Annotated in this window: 29 protein-coding genes, 1 tRNA gene and 8 pseudogenes; 17 read left to right on the top strand and 21 right to left on the bottom strand. The window is 57.2% G+C overall.

The window, feature by feature from the left end; translation table 11 throughout:
• Nucleotides 1-184: 184 nt before the first annotated feature.
• From ACYZTU_RS22170 to ACYZTU_RS22160, 3 genes are read left to right on the top strand one after another with little or no spacing between them, the layout of a single operon-like run.
• On the top strand, nt 185-766 hold the full coding sequence (locus ACYZTU_RS22170; protein ID WP_258620479.1) for a DJ-1/PfpI family protein: 582 nt from the start codon (nt 185-187) through the stop codon (nt 764-766).
• Nucleotides 767-780: 14 nt separating this feature from the next.
• Nucleotides 781-1086, top strand: coding sequence for a ribbon-helix-helix domain-containing protein (locus tag ACYZTU_RS22165; RefSeq protein ID WP_008025707.1), 306 nt, complete (start codon nt 781-783; stop codon nt 1084-1086).
• 57 nt (nt 1087-1143) lie between these two features.
• Nucleotides 1144-1488 carry a YegP family protein gene (locus ACYZTU_RS22160; RefSeq protein ID WP_461965536.1) on the top strand — a complete coding sequence of 115 codons (345 nt, stop codon included), beginning with the start codon at nt 1144-1146 and terminating at the stop codon, nt 1486-1488.
• 40 nt (nt 1489-1528) lie between these two features.
• On the opposite strand, the gene ACYZTU_RS22155 is transcribed toward ACYZTU_RS22160, so the two are convergent.
• A complete protein-coding gene (locus tag ACYZTU_RS22155) occupies nt 1529-2548 on the bottom strand; it encodes a DUF4917 family protein (protein WP_461965534.1) in 1020 nt (339 codons plus the stop codon).
• A 156-nt stretch (nt 2549-2704) separates the two neighbouring features.
• Between ACYZTU_RS22155 and yiaY the strand changes: the two genes are divergently transcribed.
• On the top strand, nt 2705-3853 hold the full coding sequence (gene yiaY, locus ACYZTU_RS22150) for an L-threonine dehydrogenase (protein WP_461965532.1): 1149 nt from the start codon (nt 2705-2707) through the stop codon (nt 3851-3853).
• Here yiaY and ACYZTU_RS22145 read toward each other — a convergent pair.
• A complete protein-coding gene (locus ACYZTU_RS22145) occupies nt 3850-5016 on the bottom strand; it encodes an MFS transporter (RefSeq protein WP_461965530.1) in 1167 nt (388 codons plus the stop codon). The two genes, yiaY and ACYZTU_RS22145, sit on opposite strands and share 4 nt — an antisense overlap.
• Before the next feature lie 21 nt (nt 5017-5037).
• Nucleotides 5038-6273 carry an aminotransferase class I/II-fold pyridoxal phosphate-dependent enzyme gene (locus ACYZTU_RS22140; protein ID WP_461965528.1) on the bottom strand — a complete coding sequence of 412 codons (1236 nt, stop codon included), beginning with the start codon at nt 6271-6273 and terminating at the stop codon, nt 5038-5040.
• A gap of 220 nt (nt 6274-6493) precedes the next feature.
• On the opposite strand from ACYZTU_RS22140, the pseudogene ACYZTU_RS22135 reads away from it, so the two are divergent.
• Both ACYZTU_RS22135 and ACYZTU_RS22130 read left to right on the top strand, forming a co-directional pair.
• A pseudogene (locus ACYZTU_RS22135) lies at nt 6494-6625 on the top strand (LysR family transcriptional regulator); the annotation flags it as partial.
• Nucleotides 6626-6661: 36 nt separating this feature from the next.
• A pseudogene (locus ACYZTU_RS22130) lies at nt 6662-6832 on the top strand (MFS transporter); the annotation flags it as partial.
• A 164-nt stretch (nt 6833-6996) separates the two neighbouring features.
• On the opposite strand, the gene ACYZTU_RS22125 reads toward ACYZTU_RS22130, so the two are convergent.
• Complete coding sequence (locus ACYZTU_RS22125; RefSeq protein ID WP_282382918.1) at nt 6997-7485, bottom strand: DMT family transporter; 489 nt, start codon at nt 7483-7485, stop codon at nt 6997-6999.
• A 77-nt stretch (nt 7486-7562) separates the two neighbouring features.
• On the opposite strand from ACYZTU_RS22125, the gene ACYZTU_RS22120 reads away from it, so the two are divergent.
• Nucleotides 7563-8492 carry a LysR substrate-binding domain-containing protein gene (locus ACYZTU_RS22120; RefSeq protein ID WP_461965526.1) on the top strand — a complete coding sequence of 310 codons (930 nt, stop codon included), beginning with the start codon at nt 7563-7565 and terminating at the stop codon, nt 8490-8492.
• Between the two features lie 3 nt (nt 8493-8495).
• On the opposite strand, the gene ACYZTU_RS22115 is transcribed toward ACYZTU_RS22120, so the two are convergent.
• Together ACYZTU_RS22115 and ACYZTU_RS22110 are read right to left on the bottom strand one after the other, a co-directional pair.
• Nucleotides 8496-8780, bottom strand: a complete 285-nt coding sequence (locus ACYZTU_RS22115; protein WP_461965524.1) for a type II toxin-antitoxin system RelE/ParE family toxin — start codon at nt 8778-8780, stop codon at nt 8496-8498.
• Entirely contained in the window at nt 8770-9009 is a 240-nt protein-coding gene (locus ACYZTU_RS22110; RefSeq protein ID WP_449642570.1) for a CopG family ribbon-helix-helix protein, read from the bottom strand. The genes ACYZTU_RS22115 and ACYZTU_RS22110 overlap by 11 nt, the downstream gene beginning before the upstream one ends.
• Before the next feature lie 165 nt (nt 9010-9174).
• On the opposite strand from ACYZTU_RS22110, the gene ACYZTU_RS22105 reads away from it, so the two are divergent.
• The 6 genes from ACYZTU_RS22105 to ACYZTU_RS22080 all read left to right on the top strand — a co-directional run bounded on the left by ACYZTU_RS22105 (nt 9175) and on the right by ACYZTU_RS22080 (nt 13364).
• The gene (locus ACYZTU_RS22105) at nt 9175-9909 is read left to right on the top strand and encodes a PA3715 family protein (RefSeq protein ID WP_461965522.1); all 735 of its coding nucleotides are present in this window, start codon (nt 9175-9177) and stop codon (nt 9907-9909) included.
• Between the two features lie 35 nt (nt 9910-9944).
• Complete coding sequence (gene fos / locus ACYZTU_RS22100) at nt 9945-10385, top strand: fosfomycin resistance glutathione transferase (protein WP_461965520.1); 441 nt, start codon at nt 9945-9947, stop codon at nt 10383-10385.
• 37 nt (nt 10386-10422) lie between these two features.
• Nucleotides 10423-11061: a LysE family translocator gene (locus tag ACYZTU_RS22095; protein ID WP_461965518.1), complete on the top strand. Its 639-nt coding sequence runs from the start codon at nt 10423-10425 to the stop codon at nt 11059-11061.
• A gap of 102 nt (nt 11062-11163) precedes the next feature.
• Entirely contained in the window at nt 11164-12513 is a 1350-nt protein-coding gene (locus ACYZTU_RS22090) for a diguanylate cyclase domain-containing protein (RefSeq protein WP_461965516.1), read from the top strand.
• 115 nt (nt 12514-12628) lie between these two features.
• Entirely contained in the window at nt 12629-12787 is a 159-nt protein-coding gene (locus tag ACYZTU_RS22085) for a stress protein (RefSeq protein WP_449642565.1), read from the top strand.
• A 73-nt stretch (nt 12788-12860) separates the two neighbouring features.
• Nucleotides 12861-13364 (top strand): DUF4142 domain-containing protein, encoded by a 504-nt coding sequence (locus tag ACYZTU_RS22080; protein ID WP_461965514.1) that lies wholly within the window; start codon nt 12861-12863, stop codon nt 13362-13364.
• 42 nt (nt 13365-13406) lie between these two features.
• Here the strand turns inward: ACYZTU_RS22080 and ACYZTU_RS22075 are convergent, their stop codons facing one another.
• Nucleotides 13407-13817: a low affinity iron permease family protein gene (locus ACYZTU_RS22075; protein ID WP_461965512.1), complete on the bottom strand. Its 411-nt coding sequence runs from the start codon at nt 13815-13817 to the stop codon at nt 13407-13409.
• Nucleotides 13818-14015: 198 nt separating this feature from the next.
• Between ACYZTU_RS22075 and ACYZTU_RS22070 the strand changes: the two genes are divergently transcribed.
• Nucleotides 14016-14156, top strand: coding sequence for a hypothetical protein (locus ACYZTU_RS22070; RefSeq protein WP_461965510.1), 141 nt, complete (start codon nt 14016-14018; stop codon nt 14154-14156).
• Between the two features lie 91 nt (nt 14157-14247).
• Here ACYZTU_RS22070 and ACYZTU_RS22065 read toward each other — a convergent pair.
• Nucleotides 14248-14325 (bottom strand): annotated as a pseudogene (locus ACYZTU_RS22065) (inclusion body family protein); the annotation flags it as partial.
• A 247-nt stretch (nt 14326-14572) separates the two neighbouring features.
• Here ACYZTU_RS22065 and tam point away from each other — a divergent pair.
• Nucleotides 14573-15343, top strand: a complete 771-nt coding sequence (tam, locus tag ACYZTU_RS22060) for a trans-aconitate 2-methyltransferase (protein ID WP_461965508.1) — start codon at nt 14573-14575, stop codon at nt 15341-15343.
• Between the two features lie 51 nt (nt 15344-15394).
• Here the strand turns inward: tam and ACYZTU_RS22055 are convergent, their stop codons facing one another.
• The 3 genes and pseudogenes from ACYZTU_RS22055 to ACYZTU_RS22045 all read right to left on the bottom strand — a co-directional run.
• The gene (locus tag ACYZTU_RS22055) at nt 15395-16123 is read right to left on the bottom strand and encodes a class I SAM-dependent methyltransferase (RefSeq protein WP_461965506.1); all 729 of its coding nucleotides are present in this window, start codon (nt 16121-16123) and stop codon (nt 15395-15397) included.
• A gap of 292 nt (nt 16124-16415) precedes the next feature.
• Nucleotides 16416-16679: a short-chain dehydrogenase gene (locus ACYZTU_RS22050; RefSeq protein WP_461965504.1), complete on the bottom strand. Its 264-nt coding sequence runs from the start codon at nt 16677-16679 to the stop codon at nt 16416-16418.
• Nucleotides 16680-17158: 479 nt separating this feature from the next.
• Nucleotides 17159-17230, bottom strand: a pseudogene (locus ACYZTU_RS22045) (type II toxin-antitoxin system HicB family antitoxin); the annotation flags it as partial.
• On the opposite strand from ACYZTU_RS22045, the pseudogene ACYZTU_RS22040 reads away from it, so the two are divergent.
• Nucleotides 17221-17574 (top strand): annotated as a pseudogene (locus ACYZTU_RS22040) (DUF4113 domain-containing protein); the annotation flags it as partial. The pseudogenes ACYZTU_RS22045 and ACYZTU_RS22040 sit on opposite strands and share 10 nt — an antisense overlap.
• 263 nt (nt 17575-17837) lie before the next feature.
• On the opposite strand, the gene ACYZTU_RS22035 reads toward ACYZTU_RS22040, so the two are convergent.
• Both ACYZTU_RS22035 and ACYZTU_RS22030 read right to left on the bottom strand, forming a co-directional pair.
• Nucleotides 17838-19268, bottom strand: coding sequence for an IS1182 family transposase (locus ACYZTU_RS22035; protein ID WP_461965502.1), 1431 nt, complete (start codon nt 19266-19268; stop codon nt 17838-17840).
• Nucleotides 19269-19349: 81 nt separating this feature from the next.
• Nucleotides 19350-19763, bottom strand: coding sequence for a winged helix-turn-helix transcriptional regulator (locus ACYZTU_RS22030; protein ID WP_461965500.1), 414 nt, complete (start codon nt 19761-19763; stop codon nt 19350-19352).
• Nucleotides 19764-19860: 97 nt separating this feature from the next.
• Between ACYZTU_RS22030 and ACYZTU_RS22025 the strand changes: the two genes are divergently transcribed.
• Nucleotides 19861-20802, top strand: coding sequence for an aromatic alcohol reductase (locus tag ACYZTU_RS22025; protein ID WP_461965498.1), 942 nt, complete (start codon nt 19861-19863; stop codon nt 20800-20802).
• A gap of 152 nt (nt 20803-20954) precedes the next feature.
• Here the strand turns inward: ACYZTU_RS22025 and ACYZTU_RS22020 are convergent, their stop codons facing one another.
• The 8 genes and pseudogenes from ACYZTU_RS22020 to ACYZTU_RS21985 form a co-directional block, all read right to left on the bottom strand.
• Nucleotides 20955-21530, bottom strand: a complete 576-nt coding sequence (locus ACYZTU_RS22020) for an ATP-binding protein (RefSeq protein ID WP_461965496.1) — start codon at nt 21528-21530, stop codon at nt 20955-20957.
• Between the two features lie 98 nt (nt 21531-21628).
• Nucleotides 21629-21836, bottom strand: a pseudogene (locus ACYZTU_RS22015) (hypothetical protein).
• A 230-nt stretch (nt 21837-22066) separates the two neighbouring features.
• Complete coding sequence (locus ACYZTU_RS22010; protein WP_461965494.1) at nt 22067-22429, bottom strand: DUF7079 family protein; 363 nt, start codon at nt 22427-22429, stop codon at nt 22067-22069.
• A pseudogene (locus tag ACYZTU_RS22005) lies at nt 22414-23044 on the bottom strand (hypothetical protein). Before ACYZTU_RS22005 ends, ACYZTU_RS22010 begins: the two are co-directional and overlap by 16 nt.
• A gap of 10 nt (nt 23045-23054) precedes the next feature.
• Nucleotides 23055-23599: pseudogene (locus tag ACYZTU_RS22000) on the bottom strand (PAAR domain-containing protein).
• A gap of 328 nt (nt 23600-23927) precedes the next feature.
• Nucleotides 23928-24001, bottom strand: a tRNA-Gly gene (locus ACYZTU_RS21995).
• A gap of 162 nt (nt 24002-24163) precedes the next feature.
• Nucleotides 24164-25048: an alpha/beta fold hydrolase gene (locus ACYZTU_RS21990; RefSeq protein WP_461965492.1), complete on the bottom strand. Its 885-nt coding sequence runs from the start codon at nt 25046-25048 to the stop codon at nt 24164-24166.
• 314 nt (nt 25049-25362) lie between these two features.
• The gene (locus ACYZTU_RS21985; RefSeq protein ID WP_461965490.1) at nt 25363-26055 is read right to left on the bottom strand and encodes a pseudouridine synthase; all 693 of its coding nucleotides are present in this window, start codon (nt 26053-26055) and stop codon (nt 25363-25365) included.
• Nucleotides 26056-26083 lie beyond the last annotated feature (28 nt).

Raw genomic sequence — 26083 nt, 5'->3', positions numbered from 1 at the left:
ATGCACCTGGTGGGCGTTTGGTTACGTCTCGATAAACCGGGGGCAATGCTCTGTTACAGCTAGGTGCAGAGTGATCCGTACAGTTGAAGGATGAGCGTAGTAGCTGGTTATTACCCGACCCTGCGGATAAGGACTACCTTGAAGACTCCTGCATGACCCCATATTTCCCAGAGGAGTCCTCCCCATGGCGGCTAAAAAAATTCTGATGCTGGTCGGCGATTACGTCGAAGACTACGAAGTGATGGTGCCGTTTCAGGCGCTGCTGATGGTCGGCCATACGGTGCATGCCGTTTGCCCGGACAAAACCGCCGGTCAGACCGTACGCACGGCAATCCACGACTTTGAAGGCGACCAGACCTACAGCGAAAAGCCCGGCCACCTGTTTGCCCTGAACTTCGATTTTGCCAAGGTCGATGCCGCGGACTACGACGCGCTGCTGGTACCGGGTGGTCGTGCGCCGGAGTACCTGCGCCTGAACGAAAAAGTCTTGGAACTGGTGCGAGCGTTCGACAAGGCCGGCAAACCGATTGCCGCCGTGTGTCACGGTGCACAATTGCTGGCGGCAGCGGGGATTCTCGAAGGTCGCGAGTGCAGCGCTTACCCGGCGTGTGCTCCGGAAGTGCGCCTGGCCGGTGGTACGTTCATCGATATCCCGGTGACGGAAGGTCACGTTCAAGGCAATCTGGCCACTGCTCCGGCCTGGCCGGCGCACCCGAGCTGGCTCGCCGGTTTCCTCGGGTTGCTGGGCACCAAAATCACGCTGTAACGAGGGACCTGTCCATGTGCGAGCTCTACGTCAAAGCCGATCCGATTCTCTACGAATCGCGCTCCCGCTCGCTGCGCATCTGTGGGGTGGTCACCACCCTGCGGCTGGAGAATCAGTTCTGGGACATCCTCAGTGAAATCGCCGAGGTCGACGGCATGACCACCAACCAGTTGATCGCCAAGCTGTATGAAGAGGTGATGGACTACCGCGGCGAGGTGGTGAATTTCGCCTCGTTTTTGCGGGTCAGCTGTACGCGGTACCTGAGTCAGCGGCGGGTGCAGGCGCCGGAATTATCGGTGGTTCGGGCGGTGGTGAAGTAGGGCAGGTTGGTCTTTACTCTGAAGCGCGAAACCTCTCAATTGCCAAGGAGAAAGAGCATGTCTGGATGGTATGAAGTGAGCAAAAGCAGCAATGGTCAGTTCAAGTTCCTACTGAAGGCCGCCAATGCGGAAACCATTCTGACCAGCGAGCTGTACACCACCCGCGCTGCCGCCGAAAAAGGCATCGTGTCGGTTCAGAGCAACAGCTTGCTGGATGAACGCTACGAGAAGAAAACCACCAAGGATGGCCACCCTTACTTCAATCTCAAGGCTGGTAACCACGAGATCATCGGCAGCAGCGAGGCTTATGCCTCCGCTGCCGCGATGGATAAAGGCATCGCCGGCGTGAAGGCCAACGGGCCGACCACGGTGATCAAGGACAAGACCTTGCCGGTGCTCTGACTGTTCGAGATCGTTCCCACGCTCCGCGTGGGATTGATTTTCAGGCTTCGACTGGAACTGTGAGCTTGGGGCTACCCAGCGCATGGGTCTTCGAATCAAAAAACCGCAGTTCCACACCCGTGCCCTCAAATACCTTCGCGTAATGCCGCTTCTGGTGCTGAATGAACGCCTTGCTGCGCGGATTAATCGAGATCGCCACCCCCTGCGGTTTCGCCTGGCGCAAGGCGTGGATGATGTGGCTGTCCTGCTCACCCAGGGCGTGACCGAAGAGGCACAACCCGTCGCCATGACCGAGTAGCTGGTCGTAACAGAACGACAGATAGTCCGAGCTGCGAATGGTTTTGAGCTTGTCCTGCGCCGGACCTTCATTGACGAATAGCGGCACATCGTCGAGGGTCTTGATCGTGTTGTTGATCGCGAAGCTGCCGAGCAACGTGCCCTCGGTCGACATCAGTTTGCGCGCCGTGCCGTCCTGATTGCGCACCAGATGCAGGCCGCCGTGCAGGTACAGCAGGCGGGTTTTATCGGTCGCCGTGGCGCTCAGATCGAAGCTCGGCTCTGCACCCTGGAACAGGTCGCTGATCGCGTCAGGCTGGTGCTGGATCGCCCAGTAGTTGAGCAGGTCGTAGTTGGTGGTGAACACCGTCCGGTAGCGGCCCAGTTCCTGATTGATCGCCGCCAGCGTCGAGGGCACCACCAGCCGCCACGGGATGTGCACCGCGTGCACGCTGTTGATCAGCGCTTCCTTGATCGCGTAGTAACGATTGCGCGGTGCGGCGGAACTCACGGCCAAGGCCTTGTTGACCCGGCTGGTGGTTTTCAGCGCGCTGAGCACCTGCTCGAAGCTGCGCGTCTGCAGGGCGTCGAACACGCTCAGCTCGGACTGGCTCAGGGGCTTTTCTTCGACGGTGCGGGCGTTTTCAAACAGCGAGTCGTAGCCGAAGTCGTCCCACACGGCGCGGCTGGCGCCGTTGCCCACCAGCAGGCCGCCGAACGAGGCGGTGGTGCGCAAGGCGTTCCAGTCTTCAAGTTGGGCATCAACATCCTGGAAATCGGTCATTGCGGTCAAAATCTCAATGCAAAGGGTCTGATGGGCGGCGACTTTATCACGACCAAGACTTGAGCTAGATCAAGTTACTGCGCGGCCGATAGGTCAATCCTGTGGGTACCCGCTGGATCGGCGCTGCCGATTCGGCCTCAGCCAGGAGACTCGCTCATGAGCAGCACGTTTTTCATCCCCGCCGTGAACATCATGGGCATTGGTTGCCTGGACGAAGCCATGGACGCCATTCGCAAGTACGGTTTTCGCAAGGCGCTGATCGTCACCGACGCCGGGCTGGCCAAGGCGGGTGTCGCGAAAATGATTGCCGATAAACTGGCGTTGCAGGACATTGATTCGGTGATTTTCGACGGCGCCAAACCTAACCCGAGCATCGCCAACGTCGAAAGCGGTCTGGGTCTGCTCAAGGAAACCCGCTGTGATTTCGTGGTGTCCCTGGGCGGCGGTTCACCCCATGACTGCGCCAAAGGCATCGCGTTGTGCGCGACCAACGGCGGGCAGATACGCGATTACGAAGGCGTCGATCAATCCACCCAACCGCAACTGCCGCTGATCGCCATCAACACCACCGCCGGCACCGCCAGCGAGATGACTCGTTTCTGCATCATCACCGACGAATCCCGTCACGTAAAAATGGCCATTGTCGATCGCAACGTCACGCCATTGCTGTCGGTCAACGACCCGGCGCTGATGGTCGCCATGCCCAAGGGTCTGACGGCTGCCACCGGCATGGACGCGTTGACTCACGCTATCGAGGCTTACGTTTCCACGGCGGCCAATCCGATCACCGATGCCTGCGCACTGAAGGCGATCACGTTGATCAGCAACAACCTGCGCCTGGCCGTCCGTGACGGTAGTGACATGGCCGCACGGGAAAACATGGCTTACGCGCAGTTCCTCGCCGGCATGGCGTTCAATAACGCATCCCTGGGTTATGTCCACGCCATGGCTCACCAGTTGGGCGGGTTCTACGACTTGCCCCATGGTGTGTGCAACGCGGTACTGCTGCCCCACGTACAAAGTTTTAACGCACTGGTTTGTGCCGATCGCCTCACTGATGTTGCCCTTGCAATGGGCGTCGATGTTCACGGCTTCACCCCGGAAGCGGGCGCACAGGCAGCCATCGCGGCAATCCGCAGCCTGTCCAAAGACGTGGAAATTCCCGCCGGTTTGCGTGAGCTCGGCGCCAAGCTCAACGACATCCCGATCCTCGCCACCAATGCCTTGAAAGATGCGTGTGGCGTGACCAATCCTCGAGCGGCGGATCAGCGCCAGATCGAGGAGATTTTCCGCAGCGCGTTTTAAGAAGTTTTGCGACCGGGCGCGAGCATCACGCAGAGCATTGCGCCCAACGCCAGCAAGGTACACAACAGCGACAACGGCCAGGCCTGCGGGCTTGCGATCAAACTGGCGATCCCGCCGATAACGGCGGCCATCAATTGATGAATGAAACCGCTCAACGCCATCGCATACGCACCCCCGACCGGCGAAACGTCATTGGCCAGGGACAGGCTGATCGGGTAGGTCAACGATTGGCCGAACACCGCAAAGCAATAGGGCAACCAAAACAGCAGGGCCACTGAAGTGCCCGCGACACTCCCCAGCAACATCACTGCGCTGCCGGCCAGCACCAGCCCTACGCCCGCCTTCATCAACCCGCGTTGACCGGTGTGAAGTACAAAGCTATTGACCCCCAAAGCCCCCAGAAAATACGCCGCGCTGATCGGCCAGCCTAACAACCCGTATTCCACGGCCGACCAGTTGAACGGTCCTTGCAGAATCAGCGGCGCTGCGGTGTTGAACGCGACAATCACTCCGTACCCGAGGCCGCCGGTGAGGGCCGGCAACAGAAAGGCTCGATGACGCAAGATGCGCCAGTAGCTCGGCCAGGCGGATGACGGGGCATTCTCCTCGGCCAGCACCGGGAACCTAACCCTGGCCACGATTAGCGCCATCATCAGACTCACACCACCCAACAGGTAGAACATCGCTGGCCAGCCCAGCGCCACCTGGATGATCGACCCCAAGTATTGGCCGATACCCAGCGCCACCACGAAGGAAATCGAAATCCAGGACAACGCCTTGGCAAGTAGGTCGCCGCGGAAACCGTCGCGGATCAGCACCCGCGCCATGACCGAAATGCCGCTGGCGCCAATGCCCTGAACCAGTCGAAACGCCAGGAACGATTCAAGCGTCTGGCTCAGGGGCAGCGCCAGATTTCCCAAGCCGTAGATGCCGAGTGCGGCGAGCAGCACCGGTTTGCGGCCGATGCGCTGGCCCAGGCTGCCCCAGAACAACATCGGCAGCGCCATGCCGATCAGATACACCGCCAGCCCCCAGGAAACCTGCGAGGCGTCGGCGGACAGATCCCGAGCAATGTCCGGCAGTGCCGGCAAGTAAATGCTCATGCCTAATTGAGCGAGAAAAACCGTGCTGCAGGTGACGAGGAGGGTGGTGCTGCTCTTCATTGAATCTTCCCTGGTTTCACTTCAAAAGCCGATTTCCCGGCCTCGAGTGCGTAAAAGCTCGGTGATGAGTTCACAAAAGTGTCGGATCAGCGTCGGCTCCATGTCGGCGCGCAGGGTAATTCTGATGGCTGCCTTGCCTTGTGCGACCACTGGGAAAAAGACTGCCGAGGTGAAGAAACCGTGATTGGCCAGTTCCATGGCGATGCTGTTCGCCAGTGCTGCTTCGCCGCAGTTGACCAGCCGAATGGCCATGTTGCTTTTGTGTTGATCGGTTCGTATGAGGCTGTCGAACAGCTGGATATTTGCCTGAAGTTTTTCCTGTAACGCGGCAAATTCCGGTGTGCGATGAAGCTGGATGGACGCTCTGCCCGCGCCAATGGCTGCACTGTTCAGACTTTGCGACCAATTGCTGGGGCCGCCGTAACGCGCAATGAGCCTCTTCTGCCGTTCATTGCCCAGCATCACCAGACCGCCGCTGGCGCCAAACGACTTGGCCAGCGAGGCGACGATCAGGCAGTCATCCTCCAGGGCATGCAACCTGGGGCGCACGAGGCCCGTGCCATATGTTCCGACGGCGGACAGCGCGTGGGAGTCGTCCAGATAGAGAAACAACCCGTAGCGGTCCTTCAGGTACAAAAGACTGTCCAGGTCCGCGACCCCGCCCATGCTGTACGCACCGTCGGCAACATACGCAACGGTGCGGTGTTGCTGACACTGCGTCTCAAGAAAATCCATGTCGTTATGAGGACAGGTCACGACCGTGGTTTCATCCGCGCAGGCGGCTTTCAGGTGATTCATCGAGTAGTGCGCCAACCGGTCAAAGACCATCACGGGAGGGCGGTTTTGCGTGAACACGCCGCTGGCCAGCAACGGCAGAATGGCGGCACTCGCCGCACTGCACGACAGGGTGCTCAGGCAACTGGCGCCGAACAGCTCGGAAAGTTCGGTTTCGTACTGTTCCAGAATCGCCAGCTTGCAGCGGTTCTTTGAATTGGCGACGCGAAGGGTGCCGGTTTCCCACAGTGTGTTCATGGCGCCGTCGAGAATATCGGGATGGTGATCCAGGCCCAGGTAAGACGTCGTACAGAAATGATGAAAAGCGCGCCCGTACTGATCGAGCATCCGGTTGGCACTTTTGATTTCGACGTTAAGCCCCGAAATTTTTCCGGCTTCAGCGCTCTCCCAATCGTGATCGGCCAACGCGATGACTTTGCGATAGTTGGTGTAGAGGTTTGCCGCGTGTGTTGTCTGGTCCATGTGAAGATGACTTCCTTGAGTGAAACGATCCATGAGTGTGTTGCAGTCCGTGTGTGTTTCCAGACTTTACAGAACGCGGCGGGGGCTTTGAATCGGCTGTTTCCGGTACGGCTGAGTGTTACAAGAGATTTATGTGTAGGGCGATGCCTCGTGATGTTGTGGGCTAAATGCTTGGAAGCAGGGCTATCCTGCCGACTCAGCCGAACCCAAGCATCGAGCCCCCTTTTCCGAGCGTCATCCTCAGGTCAAGACCGACCTCGAAGAACGCCCCCGCAGCGGAGTGATTCAGGGAGTGCTGGATGGCGTGGCCGACCTGGGAATCTGTTCCAGTGGCAGTGATGTCAAAGATCTGCAGGATGGTCCAGGCCAACATGGGCATCGGCCGCGAGCAAAGAAAAAGCTGCTGGCCAGCCGTATCGCGCACCATGAACCGTACAAGAGCGGCGGCTCGTTGCTCGCCGCGCTGCTGTTCCCGGGTTTCCTGACCCTCGGGCTGATCTACTTCCTGATTCAAGTGGCGTCCTACGGCTTGAATTTTCTGGGCCCCGCAGCGGGGACGCTGTATGTCATCGGCGTCGCTGCGCTGATCGTCGCTGCGCTGCTGATGTGGGGGTTGCCGCAGAAGCTGCGCACGCTCGACAAGTTTTAAAAGATCGCAGGCTGCGCCGGTCCCTGCATCGACCACGCATCCTTGCAGGGCTGGCGCAGGCTGCGATCGCAGGATCAGGATGTCGCGATCACCGCTTTGGCCGGCATATCACCGAACTGAATCAACACCACACCGGCAATCAACAACACCGCCCCAAACACCCGCGGCAACGTCATTTGCCGTTCCATCAAGCCAAACAATCCAAAGTGATCCAGCACCAGCGAAGCCACCACCTGTCCCGCCAGCGCCAAAGCAATAAACCCCGACGCCCCAAGCTTGGGCAGCAGCATCAGTGCCAACGAGATAAAACACACCCCGAACGCACCACCAGCCCACATCCACAGCGGCGCCCTGGTGATGAACGCCAGTGATGGCAGCGGCAATCGCATCGCCAACATAATCGGCAACACCACCACGATACTCACCAATAACGACGCGAGCGTCGCCCATAACGGATGACCCAACCCACGCGTGAGGTTGGCGTTGATCGCACTCTGAAAAGGCACCACCGCCCCGGCAATCACGGCCAGCAGCAACAGCCCGGCCCAATGCAACGTACTCATGATAATTCTCCAACAGGTTTTGCTGGACTCTAGAGTATTCGTCGCGCAGATTTAAATTCCAAATTGCTATCCAGAACATGCATCAGATGAATCTTCGGCGCATCGACCTCAACTTGCTGGTGATCCTCGACGCCTTGCTCAGCGAACAACACGTGACTCGTGCCGCCGAGCGCCTGCACCTGAGTCAGCCGGCCGTCAGTCATGCCTTGGCGCGACTACGTGATCTGCTCGGCGATCCTTTACTGGTGCGGGCGGGCGCCAGCCTTGTACCAACCCCACGAGCCCTGGAGTTGATGGCGCCTTTGGCCGAAGCCCTGGCTCAGGTGCAATCGCTGCTGGCACCGAATACTTTCGATCCGGCGACCGCCAAGCGCACCTTTCGCCTGGCGATGTCCGACTACGGCGCCGCCATCGTCCTGCCGAGTTTGATACGGACCTTGCGCCGGGAAGCACCGGGCATCGACCTGCAAGTCAGCCACGCCAGCCGCGAAGGCATGCTCGATGCTGTGCTCAACGGCGACATCGACATGGCGGCAGGCGTCTTTCCAGAGTTGCCGAACGAATTGCGCAGCACCCCGCTGTTCGAAGAGCACTACGCCTGTCTGGTAGACCGCAAAAGCCTGCCCGCCGATGGCGTACTCGACCTGCCAACTTACCTCGCCCGACCCCACGTCCTGCTGGAAATGCGCGGCAGTGGCACCCCGGAAATCGAACGGGCTCTGACTGCGCTGCGTGAACGCCGCCGAGTCGCGATCAGCCTGCCGCACTGGAGCGTTGCCCCGGAATTCATCAGCGGCACGGACCTGATCCTCACCGTCGCTTCCCGAGGGTTGCTCAATATCGATGAGCAGTCGTTGATCGTGGTCCCGCCGCCGTTTCATATTCCGTCGTTTACGTTTGTGTTGGTTTGGCACAAGCGGCGGGGCGGGGATCAGGCGTTGAATTGGTTGAATGGGCGGATCGAGGAGGGATCAGGCGGGATTGATCTTCAGGGAGGCGCACGCTGAAATCTACCAATTGGTGGGGGGAAGTCGCCGAGTATGGAAGACCCTAAGCACTTGTAAGCGACCTTGGCGAACTCGATAGGGAATCAGATACGGCCGGTCGGGCATAACCCATTCACGAGTCCCGGGCAAGCGACCTTCTCGGCCTGTCGCGGGAAATCGAGCAAGGTGATCAACGCTGGCGAGAATGGCTTGAACAAAATCAGCTGCAGCTTTTGGATTCTCTATTGCTATGTATGCGGCTTCGTCATCCAGATTCTTTAACGCAGCACGCAACCACTCAACGCGCATTGGCTGCCCACTTGTCGGCGATGGCATCCACTTCCTCTGGAGTTGCGAAGTCACCCGCATCGGCTTCTATAAGTGCTTTCTGAATTTCTTCGATTTGCCAGGCTTCACGGGCCAGATATTCACGCAATGCATCCACGGCAAGAAATGATTTGCTGCGGCCAGTGGCTTTGGAAAGATTGGCGAGGGAATCGGCGATTTCGTCTGGCAAGCGCAACGACATGACGGACATGGCGATCTCGATGTAGTGGTTTGTAATACAACATACTACAGCGTCATATGGCGGTAGAGGCCAGCCCCGTTCGTCTGCCGTAACAATTGATTGAATGGACTCACTGAGCCAAGGATAGTGCGCGCCTGAAATTGCCTCGCATTCGAAGTACATAAGGAAGATGAAATGACAGTGAAGTCCGGTTTGATTAGTTGTGTAGCCGTGTGCAATCTGATGATGGCCGCTCAGGTTCTCGCTGAATGTGCGAAGCCAGTATTGAGTGACAAATTCGGCTTTGCTGTCTGTAAGGACTGGCCTGCATCCCCTGACCTGACACTTACTGCGACTTCGGAACATGAACCGAATCCGGCTTTCGAAAGTTCGGGTTCTGACGGGATCTATGACCTCAGTCTTGCCGTGGTATCGAGCAGTGATTCGAAACCGCTTGCATCCTTCCATCAGGCGTCGGCGTTCGTGTCTGATGCCATTGCCATTGAAGATCTGCAACTCGACACCGCTCGCTACATGCTAACGCCTGACCTGCGAGCCTTTGGCGTGCGTACCACGTTCAAAGGTTCATCCCGCGTCAATCCATTAAACGAAACGTTGCTCTCGCTCTATGTGAAAGAGGGCGATGCGTTGCGGTCGGTCATGGATCGGCTCATCACTTATGAATTCAGCGGCGAATGGGATGGCAATTGCGCCGGGGAACGTTATGAAACCTTGCGAACTGTAGAAATGACCAAAACCAGTTCCCATGGTTATGCCGATTTGATCGTCAAATCGGTCACTACCGATCTGATCGGTGTTGGCGAGGCTGAAGCCTGCGAACTCAAATCGACCACCCATAAGCCAGTACTCACAACACTTCGATATGACGGCAACACTTACGTCCTTCCACAAGGACTCAAAGGCCTTTAAGTTCTGCCTACCAAACTCTCATAAGGACCGAACCCATGCTCACCGGCCTCAACCACCTGACCCTAGCAGTCACCGACTTGAACCGCAGCGTGGCGTTCTATCACGATCTGCTGCAATTGCGCCTCGAAGCCACGTGGGACACCGGCGCCTATCTCTCGCTGCCGGGCCTGTGGTTGTGCCTTTCCCTCGATCCACTGCGCAACTCCGAACTCGCCGCCGATTACACCCATTGCGCCTTCAGCATCAGCGCAACAGACTTCCCGCTCTTCGTCGAACGCCTGCAATCGGCCAACGTGCAGGAATGGCGCGACAACCTTAGCGAAGGCGCATCCTTCTATTTCCTCGACCCGGACGGGCACAAGCTCGAAGCCCATGTCGGCGATCTGTCATCCCGACTGGCAGCCTGTCGACAACGACCGTATGCAGGGATGAAGTTCTTCGAGGATCAGTCAGTCGATCCCGGAGACCTGAGATAGACTTGCGTGCATTCACCCCAGCTCAACAGGACTCCCCATGACCCCATCGCTGCTAATGGCCGTTCTCGCCTCGGGCTTTATCTACGGCATCACGCCGGGGCCGGGTGTGTTGGCGGTGTTCGGCATCGGTGCGGCGCGTGGTCGGAGGGCAGGGGCGGGGTTTCTCTGCGGGCATTTGCTGGGGGATGTGGTCTGGTGCAGCACGGCGCTGATCGCGATTGTCGGTGCGCGGGAAATCGGCAGTACCGCGTTCGATGTGCTGGGCGTGCTCAGCGGGCTGTATCTGTTCTGGCTCGGCCTGCGCGCGGTTCGCGCTCGTCGCAGCAGTGTCGAGGCGCCACAGGGGCCGGCGCGGCAGCCATTCTGGCACGGCATTCTGTTTGGCCTGACCAATCCGAAGGCTTACCCGGTGGCGGTGGCGACGTTTACCGCGCTGCTGTCCAGCCGTGCCGAATTGCTGCATTGGTCAATGCTGCCGTGGTTGATTGTCCTGAGCTTCGTCGGTGGCCTCATGGCCTACGCTATCCTCATTTGCATTGTCGGAGCGCGACAGGTGCGCAACGTGTACCAGCGCCATGAGCTGTTGATCACCCGGCTGTGTGGGGTGATGTTTATCGGTTTCGCCATCAACGCCCTGGCGCATGCATTGCCGGGACTGGTGACGAACAAGGCTTGAAACTGATCGCAGGGAAGCGTCAGTGGCAACGTCATCGCACGGGCGTATGACCGGTCAGGGAGGGTTTTTAATGCTGCATTGTTCGGACATGCGCCCTGCACCATGGCAACCAGAAATTCCGCGCCGTCGGCGAGTTACATTGATCTCTTGCTGGACGCTGTCTGTGCGGTCGACACACAAGGTCGCTTCGTATTTGTCAGCGCGGCCTGCGAGCGTATTTTCGGTTATACCCCCGAAGAGCTGATCGGCCAGCCGATGATCGACCTGGTGCATCCCGCCGATCGTCAGCGCACCCTCGACGCCGCGCAGGAGATCATGGGCGGCGAACCCAAGCTCAATTTCGAAAACCGCTACCTGCGCAAGGACGGCCGAGTGGTGCACATCCTCTGGTCGGCACGCTGGTCGGAGGTCGACCAATTGCGCATCGCCGTGGCGCGCGACATCACCGAGCGCAAGCAGGCCGAGTCCCGGCAAGCGGCGCTGTATGCGATTTCCGAAGCCGCCCACGCGGCGGAAGATTTGCTGGCGCTGTTCAAACGCGTCCATTTGATTATCGGTGAATGGCTGCCGGCACTGAATTTCTCCGTGGCGCTGTATGACGAACACTGCGCGCAGCTGAATTTCCCCTATCACGTCGATGACAATGAGCTGCAGCCTGAGCAGCCCGGGACTATCACTGGACGTCTTTGCGCCGAGGTGATTCGCAGTGGCCAGCCGATTCTGCTGACCCCGGATCAGGACAATTTGCCGGAAGAGTTTGAGGCGCTGGTCGCGAGCCAGCATTCGCCCTGCTGGCTGGGCGTGCCGTTGAGTTCACAAAACGGCACCATCGGTGCGCTGATCGTTAAAAGCGTGCCCGGTGGCGAGCGCTACACCGAACAGGACAAGGAGTTGCTGCAATACGTGTGCGCCCAAGTCGCGACCGCCATCGAACGCAAGCAATTGCATGCCCGACTGCAGCGCATGGCGCAATACGATCAACTGACCCAGCTGCCGAATCGAGAATTGCTCCGTGACCGGCTCAAAGCTTCGTTGACCCTGGCCCGGGCGGACAGCGGCCGAATGGCGTTGCTGTACGTCGACCTCGACCGCTTCAAAGAAGTTAACGACACCCATGGCCATGCGGTGGGCGACATGCTGCTGCAAGCGGTCGCCAATCGGCTCAAAGGCTGCGTGCGCGAAACTGACACCGTGGCGCGCATCGGCGGTGATGAGTTTGTGGTGTTGTTGCACAGCATCCATGCCTCGGAAGACGCCGACAGCGTGGCGAGAAAAATCCTTCACGTCCTTGCTCAACCCCTGCGGCTGGATGGCCACAGCCTGATCATCCAGACGAGCGTCGGCGTTGCGCGATACCCCGACCACGGCACCGAAGAAAAGCAGTTGTTCCGACACGCCGACGAGGCGATGTACACCGCCAAACGCCAGCATCACCTGCGCACCGAAGTCTGACTTTCGCCACCGTTCGTCGCGGCGATGCCAGGTTTTCTAAACCTTTTTGGACATTGAAATTCTGATCCTATGCGGGCTCCTGCTCGCCGCGATCATCACCAAGAGGTAGAGAATCATGCCTAATTCAAGAAACTCGAACTCGGGAAACCCCCCCAGCGATCGAACGAAGGCGTCTGAAGCCGGTCGCAAAGGTGGGAAAACTACCACCACGACTGTCGATAAAGAACCTGCGAAACCTGATATGGGCCGCAAAGGTGGTCAGAAGTCGAAGTAGCGGTGGAGGTAGTTTTGATTGAGAGGCGGGAGCGTAAGCTCCCGTTTGAATTTTTTACGAGGAGGGCGCGACCATGAGCCGGATGGCCACCCGATTACGCAATGCCAGTTTTGCCACGTTGTTGGGCCTGTGTGCCAGCAGTGCCTTTGCCCAGTCCCCCGCCGAATTCATTAACGATGCGTCGGCCAAAGGCATGGCCGATATCGAAGCCAGCCGCCTGGCGCACCAGAAAACCGAATCCAAAGAGGTCAAGGACTACACCATCGTCGTCATCAATGACCGCACCACCGCCAACCAGCATCTGGCGAAAATCGCCAAGCAGCTCGATTTGCCGGTGGCCCCGCGCGAAGAGGTCGTCGATAAAGCCAAAGCCTTGATGCCGCAAGTGAAGGACGGCGCGAGCTTCGACCAGGCCTACGCGGCCAGTCAGGTGAAAACCACCCAGGAAGCCATCGAACAGCTTCAACAGCAAGCGCAGACCACCGACGTGCCTGAAATCAAAGCCTTTGCCGAGGAAACCCTGCCCAAACTGCAGAACCACCTGCAAATGGCCAGAGCGTTGCAAGCTAGCCGATAGTTGTCCGGTGCGCGGGTGACCTGGTCACCCGCGAATACTGGATCAACATTCATTTAAATCCTGCTTCTTGGTGTCCTGGTCGACGATACCGTCCAGTGAAATCGTTTCGCCCTCGCCAAGTTGCCGATACTGCTTTCTCAGCGCTTCCAACTGCTTCAGGTCCAGCGCCTCAAGCCCCAGCATCGCGTTCTGCGCCTCCTTCGTCACCCGCAGCAACTCATCGACCTTCAAGTGCAAAATGTCCGTGTCGCGGTTCTGAGTGTTCTGGATCAGGAACACCATCAGGAACGTGATGATGGTGGTCGAAGTATTGATGATCAGTTGCCAAGTGTCGTTGAAATGAAAAACAGGCCCGCTCAGGCCCCACAGGAAAATCAGAACAATCGCCCCTATGAACGTCTTGGGGCTGCCCGCCCACAGGGCCAGTTTCTGAGCGACTTTTGCGAATTTCATTGCCGTGTTCCTTAAAGGGATGCGTCTGAATTTGTGACAGCGCGGGCATGATGAAAATTCTGCTTACATTTAATCATTCATCCTGATCGGCTTTTCTATCGGGGCCATGCACGCTCATCGCGCCGGGCGCAATCCGGCGCAACCAACTCACCAAGGCGTGGGTCACTACATTCAGACCCCTAGACTCCGGAGAACGACATGAACCTAGCCCGCACCCTTTGCCTTTGCTGCTGCCTGTTCGCGTTGCAAGGCTGCTTCGACAATTCTGATAACGAAACCAAGGACAACACTGATGGCACCAAGTCTTCGGTGCAGATGCAGGAGAAGGGAGATAAGTAGTGTCGTGAACGCGGATAGTTGAGTGGTCGGCGTCCCAATTTGCGAGGGGCGCTCGATCTGCCGTCTGCACTTCAATCGTTCACAGAAGTACCCAGTAAGGGTTATCGACTTTCTGGCAGCTCGGCACCGACGGATTGCTGGTGTTGGGGACGGCGACACAGGCGGTAGCCGAACATCAGCAAGAATCCTCCGTAGCCAACGCTGATCGACGTCAATCATGTGTACATGGTGAGTGAATGCCTGGCATCTTTACAGGCACAACAACGCTTGCTTGCCTTGCGCCGTTGCGAAAACACAGGGGTTGGGTCAACTGACATCTTTCGCCATAGTTCGGATAGAGCAGAGCACATCGGTCGGCGTATCGTAGCGAACCGTTATCTGCCCTGCCCATGACAACGCACCGACAGGAGAACGCAATGAGTTGGTCCGCCAAACAATACGTCGCTTTTGAAGATGAACGCACACGCCCCGCGCGTGACCTGCTGGCCGCAATCCCCGCTGTGGATGCGCGCTCGGCAATCGACATCGGTTGCGGCCCCGGCAATTCGACCGAGTTGCTGGTTGAGCGTTTCGCAAATGCCACGGTGCGTGGCTTGGACAGTTCAACCGATATGATCGACGCAGCCCGCAAGCGCTTGCCGCAGGTGCAATTCGATACGGCTGACATTGATACCTGGAGCGAACCGGGTCCGTTCGATGTGATCTTCGCCAACGCGGTGTTGCAGTGGGTGCCCGATCACGCGAAGTTACTGCCTTCGCTGGCCGCCCGACTGACCCAGGGCGGTAGCCTGGCCATTCAGATGCCCGACAATCTCAATGAGCCGTCACACCGCTTGATGCGCGAAGTCGCTGCCGATGGGCCGTGGGCCAGCAAGTTGGCGGACGCCGCCGGGCAACGCACGGAAATGGCGAGCGCCAGCGACTATTACTCGATGCTGCGCTCCCACTGCGCCCGGGTCGATATCTGGCGCACCACCTACCATCACCCGCTCGCGGGTGGCGCGTCGGGTGTGGTCGAGTGGTTCAAAGGCAGCGGATTGCGGCCGTTTCTCGAACCGCTGGATGAGGCGGAAAAAGCGCAATACCTCAACCAGTATCAAGCCGCGCTCGAGCAGGCGTATCCCGCCCTAAGCGATGGTTCGGTGCTGTTGCCATTCCCGCGGTTGTTTATCGTCGCGACCCGTTAGTGCAAAAAGGGACGGATCACGCTGAACGTTATCTGTCCCTTTGCTTGGCACTCAGCGCTGAACGCTGACCAGCATCATCATCGGGCGCTCCCGCTCTTCGGCCAGGGCCGGTTGCGCCGCCATTTCTGCATTGGTCGGCCCCCATTCGTTGACATGCTGGATCCTGAAACCTGCGCCAATCAGCGTATTGAGCAAGGTGCCGATGGTTCGGTGCTGCTTGATCACGCCTTCGGCCAACCAGTTGGTCACACGCTCTCCTTCCAGTTGATAACTGTCCACCGGCCAGCGCTTGTTACCTTCGCTATCAATCAGCCAGCCCGGATTGCGCGGGGCCATGAAGATCGGGTGTTCAATTGAAAATACGAAGCGTGAACCGGGTTTAAGTGCCGCGTGGATGTTGGCGAACAGTCCTGGGAGATCCTTTATGTAGTGCAGCGCCAGAGAGCTATAGGCGAGGTCGAAACTCGCTGCGGGTAAAGCGAGTTGTTCCAGATCGGCACGGGCGTATTGGATATTCGTCGCCGACGTAGTGTTGCGTGCCTGCTCCAGCATTTTTTCCGAGACGTCCAGGCCGAGCACGCTGTCGGCACCTTGATCACTGGCCCAGCGGCAGAACCAGCCGTAACCGCAGCCGAGGTCGACCACCTTCAGGCCTTTCATGGGTGGCAGCATTGCTTTGAGCGAAGGCCATTCCGGTGCTGCGTCGAGGCCGTCAATGGAGCGGGCCATCTGGCTGTAGCCCTGGAAAAATTCTGGGTTGTCGTAGATGTTTTGAGTCATGTTTTGGGGGGCTCTGTTGAGATCGTTCACGGGCAGCACTTGATGTGCGGCCGATTGGGTTCCCTCGGAGGTTTATGGCGCGTGTTCGCTGATAGCCGCGCAGGGGAGAGGGCGGTTGAAGATAGGGGAGATGCTAGCGGGTTGAGCGGGGAAGGGGAACGGCTTGAGCGTTGGGGATTTGTAAGCAGTGCTCATATCAAAGAGAGCCGGCCATTCAGGGGTATGACCGATCATTCGCCAGCGGCTACAAATTGAGGACACCCCGAAAGAGGCGTCCCGTATCACATCAGAACTATTGTGCATCCATACGTCGAGCAATGACGTCCAGCACATCGCAGCCATCGCGCAAGGGGATGCAGCAGAGCATTGCGAAGTCGCTGAGAATCACCGAATCGGTGGTGATGTCGCCGCGCATTGCGAGGTTTTCCAGGATCTGCGTAACCGCACCAATTCTGTAGCGGGCGGAGCTGAGCAGTGAATGAAGCGGTTGGGTGGTATTGACGTAGAACGTGGGGAGGTCGTCGGCGTTGCTGGTTAAAGCCATGTATTCATTCATGAGTGATCACCATATCGGAGGGAAGACCTACCACTCAATCGTCGCCAAACAATAGGGTGGTAGCTGTACGTGGGTTGGCGAACCGGGACATGGTAAAACCGGCAGACCCTAGGGTCTCCCACGCACAGCCACCAAAAAAAGGCAGCCAAGTGCGTTCAAAAGCGCTCCGAGAGATTCTCGGAGGCTTCTGTACCAGTCATCGAGTCGCCAAACCCGATACGCCATTTGGCGCGCTCGGACTATAGGTCTCATGACAAAGGCACAGCAATGCGCAAGTGTACGGACAATTCCCAGTGTCGTGTAGGACGTTGCCTTTTTGAAAATAGGCTTCGCTCGTGCGCCCGGAGAATGGGCAATCGGCACTCAATTGGCACACGGTGAATGGCTGATCACAGAGGAAGAATCAACATTTAACCAAATCCCGCCCACAAAAAAACCGGCCACTCGAGGTCGGTAGATACATCTCTGAAACAAGGTCATCAGCTCTGCTGCAATACCTTAAGTTCTGCCGAGGCCAGAAAACCCGAACGGCTTTTCTCTTCCGGGTGGTGCTGTGCGGCTCCTGACCACAGCGGCAGTCGGTGCCCTTGATCGGGTGTTTCGCCCGGGTTTTAAGTACAGCAAGGCCGAAGTACTGCTGCTGAACCTGTGCCAGCCAGGCGAATACACCGACGATTTGTTTGCTCCCTCCCAGCCGGCCGACGCCACCCGGGTGATGACGGTGCTGGACTAGATCAATGAACGCTGGGGCCGGGGAACGCTGCGCTCGGCCAGTGTGCCGGGCCATCCGGAGTGGGCCATGCGTCGCGAGCTGATGAGCCAAAGTTACACCACGCGCCTCGATCAGTTATGGACGGTGTGGCCTGTCGTTGAAGGGAGAGCTTGCGCGCCTTAGAATTCGACGGCAAAGCCCTTGAGTCCGAGGTGGACGGTGAACTTGCCAACGGCGGTCAGGCTGGCCCAAGTGCGGAAAAAATGTTGTGTCACAGGCAGCTAACGGCCCAGAGTGTGTAAAAACGCGCTGATGCACTGTCGGCGCGCAGCGCCGACGGTTGTTAGCTGAGTAATTGCTCGCAACAAGTCCTGCGGATCATTACTAGGGCCTGGGAGCCCCCAGCGCCGCTTCTACCTTGCTGGGTGGCCAAAATACAGACCTCTTCAGGCCGACAGCGCCTTCATTAAACCGCTGGTACCGAGAATTTTCATGACCCGCTTCAAGTTGTAGGCGAGGACGTTCAAGCTCATCTCCGCACTTACTCCGTTCAGCTTTCGTGTCAGGAAATGCGTGGCGCCCATCCATTGTTTGAGTGTCCCGAAGGGATGCTCGACCGTACGCTTGCGGATCCGCATCATGTCCGGCGCATTGCTCAGCCTGTTCTGCATTTCCTCCAGTACGGCTTCATGCTCCCAGCGTCGAACCCGCCGTTCCGTGCTCGGTGTGCACTGCGGTTTCATTGCGCAGCCCCGGCATTTCGAACTCCAGTAACGGTGCAACGTCAGGCCTTTTTCAATGTTGGTATAGCGCCAGATCAGCGCCTCTCCAGCCGGGCAAATGTATTCGTTTTTTGCCGCGTCATAGATGAAGGCATCATTATTGAAACGCCCGTCTGCTTTGGCTCCAGAGGTCATCGGCTTGGGCACATAGGCGGTGATGCCTGCATCGTGACAAGCCAGGATTTCTTCGCTTTTGAAGTAACCTCGGTCAGCCACTACCGAAAGCGTTTCTGACGCCATCGCTTCGCGGGCCTGCTTGGCCATCGAGCTGAGTTGATCGCGGTCGGAACCGACGTTGGTCACCTCATGTGCAACGATCAAATGGTGCTGGGTATCGACCGCTGTCTGCACGTTGTAACCGACGATTCCAGTGCCACGAGTCATCATGGAGCGGGCGTCTGGATCGGTCAGTGAGACCTGTTTATCCGGCGATTCGTTGAGCTGAGTTTCAATGACCTGTAACTCTTTCATCTGAGCTTTGAGCTTGTCGATTTTCTCTTGCAGACGAGTAGCCTTGGGCTGTGCGATCGAGGGTTCTTGCCGATCGGCTTCGTCGAGCGCAGTCAGGTACCGATTGATACTTGATTCAATTTCTTCCATTCGCCGCTTCAGTTTGGCGCTGGTGAAATTGCGGTCGCGGTTGTTGACCGCCTTGAATTTACTGCCGTCGATGGCAACCAGATTTTCTCCGAATAATCCCAGCTGCTGGCACAGCACCACGAACTGGCGGCAGACGCCTCGGATGGCCTTACTGTTGTCTTTTCGGAAGTTGGCAATGGTCTTGAAATCGGGCATCAAACGCCCGGTCAGCCACATCAGTTCGACGTTGCGTTGGGCTTCTCGTTCCAGGCGTCGGCTCGACTGAATGCGGTTGAGATAGCCGTAGATGTAGATCTTCAGCAGGACAGCGGGATGGTAAGCCGGCCGGCCAGTATCTGCCGGTATGGCGCCTTCAAAACCCAGTTTGACCAGGTCAAGTTCGTCGACAAAGACGTCGACTACGCGCACCGGATTGGTATCCGTGACGTAATCGTCGAGGCTCTCCGGAAGGAAGGTTCCTTGGCCTCGATGTTCACCTTGGATAAAGCGCTTCATGGGCGATCCCTGCGATGAAATCCTCAGAAATCATAGCAAGGGTTTGTGAAAGCGTTTTTACACACTCTGGGCCAGAAGCGGTCACTTCGTATCACTCGAAATGTCAGAGTCGTAGAGAATACGAGCATCGCGAAAACCTTCAGCATTCTCTGCCACCCACATCCACAATGGAATCATCCGCGCTAGCAGGCCCCGCCCCAGCTCGGATAATTCGTAGTCGACACGTGGCGGCACCTCATTGTAATCCCGGCGTAAAACCAAGCCGTCTCTTTCCAACTGGCGCAAGCTGCGGGTCAACATCCGCTGCGTCACGCCACTCATGCGCCTGGTTATCTCCGCATGCCGCAGCCGTCCCTCCACCCCTAGTGTGTGGACGATTCCCAGCGACCAGCGATTACCAGCATGAGTGAGAACTTCCCGCTTCAGACCATCATCTTCTGCGCTGAGCGCTTCGCACGCAGCTTGCGACTGCCTAATGATTTCTTCGTTATCCATTCGCCCCCCAGGATCATTCGTGTACCTACTTATGGGCAGGCTCCAATGGTGACAGGATAACTCTCACTCACCTTGATCAGCACATTGGAGAAAATTTATGCAAACGCCAAAACCAGTGGAAACCGACAACGTTCTGGTGCTGGGGGCCGGTGAACTCGGCATGTCCGTGCTGCGCGAGCTGGCTAGAACTACGCCAAACAAGAAGGATGCAGGCGTTCGTATTACCGTGCTTCTGCGTCCACCGGCGGCCGTGATTCAAGACGCTTCTAAAACGCACGCCATTGAAGAAATCCGTGGGCTAGGCATAGACATTTTGCAGGCTGACGTCATTAACGATTCAGTTGAGGAACTTGCCGAGCATTTCGCCCGATTCGACACGATCATCAGTTGCGTAGGTTTCATAGCCGGTGCCGGCACTCAGCTGAAACTCACCCGTGCAGTGATTCAGGCAAGCGTAAAACGCTACGTGCCGTGGCAATTTGGCGTGGACTACGACGTGATTGGCAAAGGCAGTGCGCAGGATTTGTTTGATGAGCAACTCGAAGTCCGTGAGCTACTGCGTGCGCAGCGCGCTACCGAATGGATCATCATCTCCACCGGGATGTTTACAAGCTTCTTGTTCGAGCCAGCGTTTGGCGTGGTTGATCTGGCAAAAAATACCGTTCATGCGCTAGGCAGCTGGGATACTCAGGTCACCGTTACTACGCCAGAAGATATAGGGATGCTGACGGCGAAGATTGTGTTCGCCAAGCCGCGCCTCGCCAATCAGGTGGTCTTCGTGGCCGGAGACACCCTGACCTACGCACAGTTGGCGGATGCGGTTGATGCAACACTCAACCGAACGGTATCTCGCATCGAATGGAGCATTCCCAAATTGAAGGACGATCTCAATGCTGCTCCGAATGACCAGCTAAGCAAGTACCGAGCCGTGTTCGCTGAAGGTAAAGGAGTCGCTTGGGATAAGAGCCAGACCTTCAACGCCGCACACGGTATTGATCTGACAACGACGGCCGGTTGGATTGAGCAGAACCTGAAGTGAATGGGGCGGTCTGCTCCGACAGCAAGGTCGTGATTGGGTAAGTCAGCCAAGGGCAGCTTTGGGTCGATAGCTGCCTACTGCGAAGGTCCGCAACCGACCCAAAGTGGACATCGCAAAAGCGCGTTGAGAGTCGTGCCTCGTTCGTCCCGGCTTCAAGCTATTGCGATACTTGCGATACTTGCGATACTTGCGACAACGCTAACCACATCGGCAACCATCTTTTCAGCACTGTCCATCCCGTCGATTCGCAACACAGGAGCCGATTGCTCTGAGATCCACGCCTCGTGCCACGCTCGGTTGCGTCCTGAAAAGTTTGGATCGTCGTACTGCGAGGCCCACTCCCGAAAAGCCACATGTATCCCATGCATGTCACCACCTGGGGCTATTCGATTGCCAAAGCGCTGCTTTTCACGTGCGGCCAGGCGTTCAAGACGAACGGGCGTTGGTGTCACAACGAACACAATCAGATCGACATGGGTTATCAGCGCATCTCCCCAACCCATACAAGAACCGGTCAGCAGCCCATCTTCGTCAGCGAATTTTTGCTGGATCAGTGACACGCGCTCACTGGGAGGTCGCTTGGTCGTGAAAGGAGGGTTCGTGGGCATCCAGTAATAATCATCGACATCGACATGTCGTACGCCGAGCACAGTGGCGACGTTTTGACCCAAAGTGGTCACACCCGCACACGAAGCACCTGTAATGTAGATCCGCAATTTTTCCTCCATGAATACCAGCCGGTTTTGAGGCCAGCAAGATATCCCATATTGGCCGGTTGCGGACCTTCGTAGCAGGCAGCTATTGGCCGATTGCTGCCAGTCAGCTTTTAATCAGGCGACATCAGCACCGCAAGCGTCAGCTTGATGAATTCTTCGTTCTTATCGATGGTTTCCAGAGCACCGCGTACGTTGTCCGCGACTTCGGAGGCGCCTCGCTGCTCGACCCAATTGGACAGTTCAAGGATGGCGGCCTCAAGGGCCAATTGGTTTTCATTCAATTTGAAGAGAAGGGGAGGGTAAGTCTGAATCAGGCATCGCGAATCCTCCGTGGAGAGTTCAGCGTAGCAGGTGCTGATGCGCATCGCTGGAATCAGTTTTAGGGCAAGTTCTGGACCGCCATAGGCCTATTGAAGCCATCATGTCTGGCTTCAAGCGCCTGATTTGGCAGCCTATAGCGGTCTGATGGACGACTAGTTCGGGTTCGAATCCCTATCTCAGAGGATCTACTGCGCCGGTTGAGAGTATTCTTCTGGAAGCTCCAATTGCTAGAAATGATGAAACTTCACCAGCTCCTTCCAAATGTAACCGTAGCTGTAGCGAAGCCAAGTAACTTTTAACAGGTCGAAGCTACGTCGTAGCCAACTGTTTTCTCGCGCTTTGAGTTCTTTGGCGATTTCATCTAGTAACCATTCATCCTGAAAACCACTCCAAACGGGAGGGACGGGCGTTTCAAGGTTGCTGAAACAAACAGGCGCGACCTCTGAGTACAAGATGTCTTCAACGACCTTTGGGTCATAGCTCCGGATTCGTTCTGCGATAGAGGCATAGTCGACAGTGCTGTCTACGAAGGCTTCTGCCAGCGCGATCTGGATACTTGCTCGTTCCGCAGGAGTTAGAATATGTCCCAATGGGCCAGCTCCTCGAACTCTGCGTCGAACGTATCAGCCGCAACCCCGCCTACAATGCCTCCGGCAATGCTTCCAATGACAACGACGGCTATGGCGCAGGCCGGAGCTCCAGGACCACAAATAGCGGATATGCCCAAACCCGCCAGAAATCCACCTGCCGCACCAACACCCAGGATCGTGGCTTGACGAGCCGTTTCCTTGGCCTTGTCATCTGCGTTCAGTATTTGGTAAGTGGCCAGCACCGCTGTCATGATGATGCCAACCTTGCCCATGACGGACATGATTTTGGTTCCAGCAGAGAACTTGGCATTGGCGCTGCCGGACCGCTCCAAAGCTTTGTACAAGACTTCTTTCTGTTGAGCCTTTGAGAGTTGTTCGTAATTCTTGTTGAACTGGGTTTGAGATTTTTCATTCAGGATTTCGCTGTGTGTTCGGCCTGTCTTCTTCTTTTTTTGCACGATGGCCAAGCCCTGTGCAGAGGTCAGCTTGCGGTGTTCGAACATGATTTTGTTGCGCATCTCGTTGCTAGACTTTGTCGCGTCCTAGAGGAGACCGGTCGAGCGTATGTTCGCTTTTGACAACATAACTTCCGGTTACCAAGTTTGGTTCCGTCACGAGAATATCCTTATCCCAAAATGTCGTTCAGCAGTCCGTCGATACCTGCGACTGTGCAGGTGTTCTCGTCTTGGGCAAATGCCAAGGTATGGCATGTCTTTCCGGTGGGGTTGGAGAATTTGACTGAGTTGTTTGCGTCAAAGACGCCGGGCATGGAGGATCCGTCGTCAAAGTGAGCCGTGCAGGAAAATCTTTCATAGCTTTCTTCTGCGGGAATCTTAAAGCCGATCCAGTTTCCATGGATGACCATGGGCGTGGGCGGAATAAAGGGGGCAGGGGTATGGGCGCTGCCGATGATGACTGTACCCGAACCGCCGATCACGACGTCGCCATGGGTGCCGACAGTACCGAGTAGTGCGGCATTTTTTCCGTTGATAAACACGGTGCCAGATACTTCCGAGGCTAGCGCGCTGCCGCAGGTACACGTGTCATCTTTGCGAGCGCTGCAAGACCGTCAAAGAACACATCAGGAGAGCCGGACGCGATAGCTTTGGGGCCGTGCCCAGGTACGGGACAACTGGTTGGGTCGGTGATACGTGCAGCTGGCTTCGCCATGCTTGACTCCCTGTCAAAGAATTTAACGGGAACAACTGTATCAGACCTGCTCTGAGAAATGGCTCGCGAAAATGTTCGCAAGGTCATGCCTAGGGCGTGCGATGGGAAATGATGGAGCCCAAGTGCTATTACCAAGCTTGATCAGCTGTGGGAGGTGGCGCGCAAGTGGGGGGTATCGGCTGACAGCATGCCGATGGGGAGAATTGATTTCGGAGCGTGACTTAGTGTTGGTGTCTGTTTCTGCTGGCAGGCGTTCGGTGAGAACTGGAAACAGACACCTTAACAGACACCTTGGTGGCGCGGGGTAGGCTGGAGGCCTTGAAAATAGTGGAGCGGGTGAAGGGAATCGAACCCTCGTTATCAGCTTGGGAAGCTGGAGTAATGCCATTATACGACACCCGCTCAGAGCGGCTGACTTTGTACCAGATGTGCGCGTGGAAATGAAGTTTTTCTTTGCGCGCGATGGCTTTAGCGCCGGGTGAAACACATGCAGTGACCGCGTGACGGTCATTCGCGGGCAAGCCTTGCTCCTACAGGGCGAAGCTTGCTCGCGATGACTCTGTTTCAGATGGCCAATGCATGCTGGTCCTGGACGTAGTGGTAACGCGGTCGGCTGACGTGTTGTGCCGGTTTCAGGAAACCTAACAGTGCGTTGCGGCTGTCTCGGCAAGCAGTTTTGTGCTCCATGTCGAGAAAGTGGCCGGTGGCCTGCAGGGTGGTGAAGGTGGCGTGTTGCACATGGTTGGCGAACAACTGAGCGCCGTCGGCAGCGGTGTACTCGTCCCATTCGCCGTTCATGAACAGCACGGGCACCTTGATTTTCTCCGCGGCTTTCAGAAAGCACTGGCGATCGCTGTTGAGCAGGTCGCTGATGTGGTAGTGCATCTGCCCGTATTCATGCTCGGCCAGGGAACTGACGTGCCGATAGTTGAAGCGCTTGAACAGTGTCGGCAGGTGTTTACCGATGGTGCTGTTTACCAGGTTGCCAACCCGGTCCCCGTCCCGGCTGCCGAGGTAATCGACACCGCGCTCGAGGTAATCAAGCATGTGCGCGTTGATCTCCGGGGAGAACGAGCTGATCACGGCTTTTTCGATTCGCCGTGGCTGGTGGGCCAGGGCGACCAGGGTTGCGGCGCCACCCCAGGAAAACGACAACACGTGTTCGGCGCCAAAGTGGTCGATCAGCTCCAGGAGGATCTGCCCTTCGACTTCCTTGGACAGCATTTTCTCATGCAGGTTGTGGGCTTTGGACTTGCCCGCATAGGGCTGGTCGTAGCAAACCACATTGAACTGCGGGTGAAGGTTTTTAACGGTTTGTGCAAACGACGCAGTCGTGGCCATCGAGCCGTTGACCAAAATAATGGTCTTCTCTGCGGCGTCTGCGCGATAGAACTCCGTGTAAACCCGATACTGACCCTGTATATCCAGCACAGCGATTTCTGGCCTCATGTCATAAGACTCCTGGCAAGCGGGTATGCGTGCAAATCAGATTGCACGAGCTTTGTGACAGGTAGGCATACGCCTGGAATTTGAGAGGCCCATGTCGATCCATTGCAGTCCGGTCGACGGGTATTATTATTGGCGGGCAGTCTGCCGGGGGAAAGGCGGAACCTGAGGGTTCTCTACCGGCAAAAAGTTTCTTAGAAGTATGTTGTGACTCGTCGGTCACATTTCGGCCGACGTGCTGATTCAAGCAGGGGGCACGTCATCGCGCAAGTATCGTTGGCAAATTGTTCGACAACTTCTGCTGAGCGGTCGCCTGCTTAGATCAATTGAATCTCTTCAATGCGTAATGCGCGGTACTCGCCCGGTTTCAACGCACTGTCGAGCACCAGCGGGCCCATGCTTTCGCGGTGCAAGCGCAGCACCTTGTTGTCGAAATGGCCGAACATCCGTTTCACCTGGTGATACCGACCTTCAACAATGCTCAGCCGCGCCGATTTTGCCCCGAGCAGCACCAACTCGGCTGGTTGCGTGGTGAGATCCTCAAAGGCGAAGTACAGCCCCTCGGTGAACGCGACTGCATATTCTGGGCCGATGTCCTGCTCGGTCTCGACGTAATAAACCTTGGGCAGTTTGGTCTGTGGTTGGGTCAGGCGTCGCGACCAGCTGCCGTCGTTGGTGATCAGGATCAGACCGGTGGTGTTGAAATCCAGCCGACCGGCGATGTGCAGCTCATCCTTGTCCGGCTCATGGATCAGGTCGAGTACGGTCGGGTGCTCCGGATCACGGGTGGCGCTGACGCAGCCGGCTGGCTTGTGCAACATGAAGTGACGCACCGGTTTGCCAACTTGCAGCACCTCGTCATCGACGTCGACACGGCTGAACTCGCGTACTTCGGCATGAGGGTCACTGACGATTGTTCCGTCGATCCTGACGCGTTTTTCCACCAGCAACAGACGTACCTGCTTACGGTTGAAGCGCGGCAGGTTGCTGAGGAAACGGTCAACACGCATGGCTAGAGGTCGGTGGGAAAAGGGCCGC

The organism is Pseudomonas sp. HLT2-19-2, from assembly GCF_054898005.1.
This window is presented reverse-complemented; position numbering and strand designations above follow the sequence as displayed.

What these genes read in the sequence shown, in the direction of transcription:
- ACYZTU_RS22170 (WP_258620479.1), top strand. Translation starts at nt 185, where the DNA reads ATGGCGGCTAAAAAAATTCTGATGCTGGTCGGCGATTACGTCGAAGAC.
- ACYZTU_RS22165 (WP_008025707.1), top strand. Translation starts at nt 781, where the DNA reads ATGTGCGAGCTCTACGTCAAAGCCGATCCGATTCTCTACGAATCGCGC.
- ACYZTU_RS22160 (WP_461965536.1), top strand. Translation starts at nt 1,144, where the DNA reads ATGTCTGGATGGTATGAAGTGAGCAAAAGCAGCAATGGTCAGTTCAAG.
- ACYZTU_RS22155 (WP_461965534.1), bottom strand. Translation starts at nt 2,548, where the DNA reads ATGACCGATTTCCAGGATGTTGATGCCCAACTTGAAGACTGGAACGCC.
- yiaY (WP_461965532.1), top strand. Translation starts at nt 2,705, where the DNA reads ATGAGCAGCACGTTTTTCATCCCCGCCGTGAACATCATGGGCATTGGT.
- ACYZTU_RS22145 (WP_461965530.1), bottom strand. Translation starts at nt 5,016, where the DNA reads ATGAAGAGCAGCACCACCCTCCTCGTCACCTGCAGCACGGTTTTTCTC.
- ACYZTU_RS22140 (WP_461965528.1), bottom strand. Translation starts at nt 6,273, where the DNA reads ATGGACCAGACAACACACGCGGCAAACCTCTACACCAACTATCGCAAA.
- ACYZTU_RS22125 (WP_282382918.1), bottom strand. Translation starts at nt 7,485, where the DNA reads ATGAGTACGTTGCATTGGGCCGGGCTGTTGCTGCTGGCCGTGATTGCC.
- ACYZTU_RS22120 (WP_461965526.1), top strand. Translation starts at nt 7,563, where the DNA reads ATGCATCAGATGAATCTTCGGCGCATCGACCTCAACTTGCTGGTGATC.
- ACYZTU_RS22115 (WP_461965524.1), bottom strand. Translation starts at nt 8,780, where the DNA reads ATGCGCGTTGAGTGGTTGCGTGCTGCGTTAAAGAATCTGGATGACGAA.
- ACYZTU_RS22110 (WP_449642570.1), bottom strand. Translation starts at nt 9,009, where the DNA reads ATGTCCGTCATGTCGTTGCGCTTGCCAGACGAAATCGCCGATTCCCTC.
- ACYZTU_RS22105 (WP_461965522.1), top strand. Translation starts at nt 9,175, where the DNA reads ATGACAGTGAAGTCCGGTTTGATTAGTTGTGTAGCCGTGTGCAATCTG.
- fos (WP_461965520.1), top strand. Translation starts at nt 9,945, where the DNA reads ATGCTCACCGGCCTCAACCACCTGACCCTAGCAGTCACCGACTTGAAC.
- ACYZTU_RS22095 (WP_461965518.1), top strand. Translation starts at nt 10,423, where the DNA reads ATGACCCCATCGCTGCTAATGGCCGTTCTCGCCTCGGGCTTTATCTAC.
- ACYZTU_RS22090 (WP_461965516.1), top strand. Translation starts at nt 11,164, where the DNA reads ATGGCAACCAGAAATTCCGCGCCGTCGGCGAGTTACATTGATCTCTTG.
- ACYZTU_RS22085 (WP_449642565.1), top strand. Translation starts at nt 12,629, where the DNA reads ATGCCTAATTCAAGAAACTCGAACTCGGGAAACCCCCCCAGCGATCGA.
- ACYZTU_RS22080 (WP_461965514.1), top strand. Translation starts at nt 12,861, where the DNA reads ATGAGCCGGATGGCCACCCGATTACGCAATGCCAGTTTTGCCACGTTG.
- ACYZTU_RS22075 (WP_461965512.1), bottom strand. Translation starts at nt 13,817, where the DNA reads ATGAAATTCGCAAAAGTCGCTCAGAAACTGGCCCTGTGGGCGGGCAGC.
- ACYZTU_RS22070 (WP_461965510.1), top strand. Translation starts at nt 14,016, where the DNA reads ATGAACCTAGCCCGCACCCTTTGCCTTTGCTGCTGCCTGTTCGCGTTG.
- tam (WP_461965508.1), top strand. Translation starts at nt 14,573, where the DNA reads ATGAGTTGGTCCGCCAAACAATACGTCGCTTTTGAAGATGAACGCACA.
- ACYZTU_RS22055 (WP_461965506.1), bottom strand. Translation starts at nt 16,123, where the DNA reads ATGACTCAAAACATCTACGACAACCCAGAATTTTTCCAGGGCTACAGC.
- ACYZTU_RS22050 (WP_461965504.1), bottom strand. Translation starts at nt 16,679, where the DNA reads ATGAATGAATACATGGCTTTAACCAGCAACGCCGACGACCTCCCCACG.
- ACYZTU_RS22035 (WP_461965502.1), bottom strand. Translation starts at nt 19,268, where the DNA reads ATGAAGCGCTTTATCCAAGGTGAACATCGAGGCCAAGGAACCTTCCTT.
- ACYZTU_RS22030 (WP_461965500.1), bottom strand. Translation starts at nt 19,763, where the DNA reads ATGGATAACGAAGAAATCATTAGGCAGTCGCAAGCTGCGTGCGAAGCG.
- ACYZTU_RS22025 (WP_461965498.1), top strand. Translation starts at nt 19,861, where the DNA reads ATGCAAACGCCAAAACCAGTGGAAACCGACAACGTTCTGGTGCTGGGG.
- ACYZTU_RS22020 (WP_461965496.1), bottom strand. Translation starts at nt 21,530, where the DNA reads ATGGAGGAAAAATTGCGGATCTACATTACAGGTGCTTCGTGTGCGGGT.
- ACYZTU_RS21990 (WP_461965492.1), bottom strand. Translation starts at nt 25,048, where the DNA reads ATGAGGCCAGAAATCGCTGTGCTGGATATACAGGGTCAGTATCGGGTT.
- ACYZTU_RS21985 (WP_461965490.1), bottom strand. Translation starts at nt 26,055, where the DNA reads ATGCGTGTTGACCGTTTCCTCAGCAACCTGCCGCGCTTCAACCGTAAG.